This window comes from Candidatus Methylomirabilota bacterium, assembly GCA_036005065.1.
Lineage (GTDB): Bacteria > Methylomirabilota > Methylomirabilia > Rokubacteriales > DASRDR01 > DASYQW01.
In genome coordinates, this window is record DASYQW010000129.1 from 1 (window position 1) to 3849 (window position 3849).

At 71.0% G+C, this 3849-nt stretch carries 5 protein-coding genes; 3 read left to right on the top strand and 2 right to left on the bottom strand.

Going from position 1 to position 3849, the window contains the following annotated elements:
- On the top strand, positions 1–380 hold a 380-nt coding region (locus VGW35_09205; protein HEV8307831.1), incomplete at its 5' end, for a hypothetical protein.
- Between the two features lie 46 nt (positions 381–426).
- Here VGW35_09205 and VGW35_09210 read toward each other — a convergent pair.
- Positions 427–918 (bottom strand): hypothetical protein, encoded by a 492-nt coding sequence (locus tag VGW35_09210; protein HEV8307832.1) that lies wholly within the window; start codon positions 916–918, stop codon positions 427–429.
- Between the two features lie 402 nt (positions 919–1320).
- Between VGW35_09210 and VGW35_09215 the strand changes: the two genes are divergently transcribed.
- Positions 1321–2535: an FAD-binding oxidoreductase gene (locus VGW35_09215; GenBank protein ID HEV8307833.1), complete on the top strand. Its 1215-nt coding sequence runs from the start codon at positions 1321–1323 to the stop codon at positions 2533–2535.
- 49 nt (positions 2536–2584) lie between these two features.
- Positions 2585–3361: an ankyrin repeat domain-containing protein gene (locus VGW35_09220; GenBank protein ID HEV8307834.1), complete on the top strand. Its 777-nt coding sequence runs from the start codon at positions 2585–2587 to the stop codon at positions 3359–3361.
- A gap of 236 nt (positions 3362–3597) precedes the next feature.
- Here VGW35_09220 and VGW35_09225 read toward each other — a convergent pair whose 3' ends face one another.
- Complete coding sequence (locus tag VGW35_09225; GenBank protein HEV8307835.1) at positions 3598–3726, bottom strand: hypothetical protein; 129 nt, start codon at positions 3724–3726, stop codon at positions 3598–3600.
- Positions 3727–3849 lie beyond the last annotated feature (123 nt).

Here is a 3849-nt window from a genome sequence, read left to right on the forward strand (position 1 = left end):
GGATCGGCCGGTTCCGGATCAGCCTCGGCAACGGCCTGTACTACGCCGCTGACGACCAGTTCAAGAGCGGGACCGACGACGAGGGGTACGCGGCGGTGCAGACCGGCGTGGAGGTCCGCCATCCGCTCGGGTTCCGGATCCGGGACTTCACGCCCGACGTCGGCGTGTCGTTCATCCACTACCACTTCTTCCCGGCTGCGGTGTTCTCCCGCCTCGGCCGGGAGCCCCTCGAGGTCTCGAACCAGTTCGAGTTCGGGGTGACATTCGGGTCCGCCGTACCGTCCAAGCTCTGGATCTTCGAGAACCCGCGGCTCGGCGTGGCCTACCGCTTCGGGGACGGGCTGAGCGGGATCCGCGCCAGCTTCGGCTTCCCGTTCTGAGTCCGGTTGATCGCGGGGCCGCCGTGAAAACCTCCGCCTCCACAGCTCAGCGGTTTTTGTCGAGGAAGCCGTGCACGACTGCGATGGCGCTTCCGATGTTGCCCGTGTTGACGGACACGCACATGGTCTGCCCGGACTTGAAGATCACGCCGCTCACCACCATGCTTCCACCCGCGCGGCCATCGCCACTTCCGTTATCGTGCGCTATCACCATCGGGAAGATCACGCCGCTCGGGGTCAGCGAGTGCAGGAACAGGATTTCCGCTTTGTTGACTCCGCCTGTGTTCCCTTGGGTCCAATTGAGGCCGGTAACCACGAAGACCTTTCCGGAAGGTATGGCGAATGGCGAGATGGTTCCGTCGGGGTTCTGCCGATGGTCCAAGGTTCTGCCAATCGGGTCTTTGCCGCATTGTGTACCGTTGAAGGTTGTCAGCGTCACGAGGTCACTGGGTTTTGTGGGTCCAAGGACTTCCGCTTCGACGGCTCCGGCGGTCACCGCCAGAGACAGGGCCGCGAGCGTCCTAGGCAGTAGTTTCATCGCATCCTCCCTTAGCGGATTGTGGGACCACTGCTCAAGCCGAGAACGGGATGCGATCCGCCGAGCGTGCTCGCATCGCGCCACGCGCCGAGCCCTTCCCCGACGGCCCGCCCCGGATCAGGCCGACGATAGCCGATCCGGTGGCCGGGCGCCAGGGGTCTGGTGCTCCCGGGTGAGCGCCTGAGGGGGCCTGCACGGCGGGGGGCATGGACGGCGCATCGGCTTCCCGGTTCTGAGTCCGGTTGATCGCGGGACCGGAAGCATTGCACAATGGGCGCCGGCCGACCGAGGGACGCGCGGAGAGGCGATGCCGACGACGACCGAGCTGAGCGGGTGGAAGCCGAGGGCGCCCGACGCCCCGGCCTTCGGCGCCGCCGCCAAGGGCTGGTAGGCCCGCGACCCATGGCCGACCTCCCGCGCACCGCCGACGTCGTCGTGGTCGGCGGCGGCGTCCACGGCGCCAGCCTCGTCTATCACCTGGCCCGCCGGAAGGCCGGCCGGGTCGTCCTCGTCGAGCGGAAGTTCCTGGCCTCGGGGCCGACCGGCCGGTCGAGCGCGCTCGTGCGGCGCTTCTACGCGATGGATCTCCTCACCCGCACGGCCCACGCCTCGGCGGAGGTCTTCCAGCGCTGGGGGGAGACCGTCGGCGGTGACCCCGGCTTCCGCCCGGTGGGCCTCCTCTGGCTGGCCGGGGCGGAGGTGGCGCCCCACCTCCGCGCGAACGTGGCTCGAGCCCAGGCGCTGGGCGTGCCCCTCGCGCTGCTGACCCCGGAGGACGCCCGCGGGCTCGTGCCCGCGATGGCGGTGGACGACGTGGCGCTGGTGGCGCACGAGCCCGCGTCCGGCTACGCCGACGCGACCGCCACGACCAACGCCTTCGCGGAGCGAGCGCGAGCGCTCGGCGCCTCGGTCGTGCAGTATGTCGGCGTCGAGGCGATCCTGACCGCCGGTGGGAAGGTCGCCGGCGTCCGGACCGCCGCCGGCGAGATCAGCGCCCCGGCGGTCGCCGTCTGCGCCGGCCTCTGGGCCGATCGCCTGCTGGCCCCGCTCGGGATCGAGGTGCCGATCGCGCCCACGCGCCACCAGATGTGCTTCTTCCGCCGGCCACCGGGCTTCGCTGCCCACCCGGCGGTCATCGACCGCCCGAACATGACGTACATGCGGCCGGAGACCGGCAACCTCACCATCCACGGCCTCGCCGCCTACCAGGAGGTCGTCGACCCCGACCACTACAACGAGGGGGCCGACGCCGACGAGATCGTGCGAAACGCCGAGCTGATCGCCCGCCGCTTCCCGAGCATGGAGCACGGGCTGGCGATGGGCGGCTACTCCGGCGTGTACGACGTCACCCCCGACCACCAGCCGGTGCTGGGGCCGATCGCGGAGTACGCCGGCCTCGTCGCGGACTTCGGCTGGAGCGGCCACGGATTCAAGCACGCCCCGCAGGTCGGCGACGTCCTGGCCGAGGTCGTGCTGAATGGCCGGGCGCCCGGCTGGGATCTCGCGCCGTTCCGCTGGACGCGCTTCCGGGAGGGAGACCTCTTGCCGCCCGCCTCGGCGACGGCGCCGCCCCACCCGGAGCGACGGGCCGCGACCCCCGGCTCGGCCTGCCGGTAGCCCCGCCGCTCGAGGACCGCCGCCGCGGCGTCCAGGTGGAAGGCCGTCGATGTTCCCGGTCATCGCCCAGGTCGGACTCCAGGCCAGTGCCGCCGCGCTCATCCTGGGCTTCTTCATCGCGCTGTTCCTGGCGTTCCTCGCGCTCGGGGCCGGGGCGGGCATCGTCGCCGGACTGGTCGGCCGGTGGCGCGGCTCGCCGCGCCCGAACCGCTTCGCGTTCTGGACCGGCACGATCTGCTGGACCGCGGGGCTGCTCCTCCTGGTCTGGGTGTTCGGCGTCAGCGGACTGCCCAGCTCGTTCATGCTCTCCTTGTCTCCGGTCCTGGGTCTCCTCGGGCTCGCCGCCCTGTGGGCCGGTCGGGCGAGAGGACGGTCGCTCCTCGTCTTCCTGGCGATCACGCTGGCGGCCACGGGGACGGCGGGGGCGGAATGGCACCGGCGGATCCGGCACCGGGAGCTGACCCACGCCGCCTGGCAGGGCGATGCGGAGCGGGTGAAGCGGTTCCTTCAGGAGGGCTACAGCCCCGACACGCGCGACCTGTACGACTACACGCTGCTGATGCTGGCCGTCCGGAGCCGGGATCGCCGGACGGTCGAGACGCTCCTCGGCGCGGGCGCGAACGTGAACGCCGTCGGGCCGCACGGCTGGACCGCGCTCCGGGCCGCGGTGATGGAGGCCGAGCCGGAGCTCGTGGAGCGGCTGCTGGCGGCCGGCGCCGACGTCCATCTTCGAGGACCCTCCGACGACCGGCTGTCGGAGCTGGCGCGGGGGCGAGGCCGCCCCGACGTCGCGGCGATCATCGAGAAGGCAGAGTCGGCGCGCTAGTTCATTTCGGGGGGTCTCGGAAGACCCCCCCGACGCCCCCCGTCGTGGCGCGGCGAAGCCGCCGCTCGGAGCGCTCCTCGATGCACCACGCGCTCGGTGGTCGGCGCCGAGGTTACTCCGACACACTAGGTTGGAGAGTGGAGAGCTCGAAGGACCGGGGGGGGACGAATCGAACGCGCGGGGCGCAGCCTGACTCGCGAGACCGCGGCGCGATCCCGGGAGAGGGACGGGACGGGTCAGCGCTTCTGGATCGTCACCTGAGAGGCGCGCTCCTCGACCGCGACCTCGCGGCTCGAGAGCGCGATGCCCTGGTACACGAAGGCGAAGAAGCCCAGGATGATGAGCGAGATGATGAAAGCCTGCACTGCTGACCTCCACCTCTGACCGGCCGTGAGCGTCCAGCGTACGGTCCGAGCCTACCGCCGCCGAACCGGGATTCCCGCAAAATTTCGAGGGCTTGTTCCCAAACGAGAGCAACCGTCATGCCA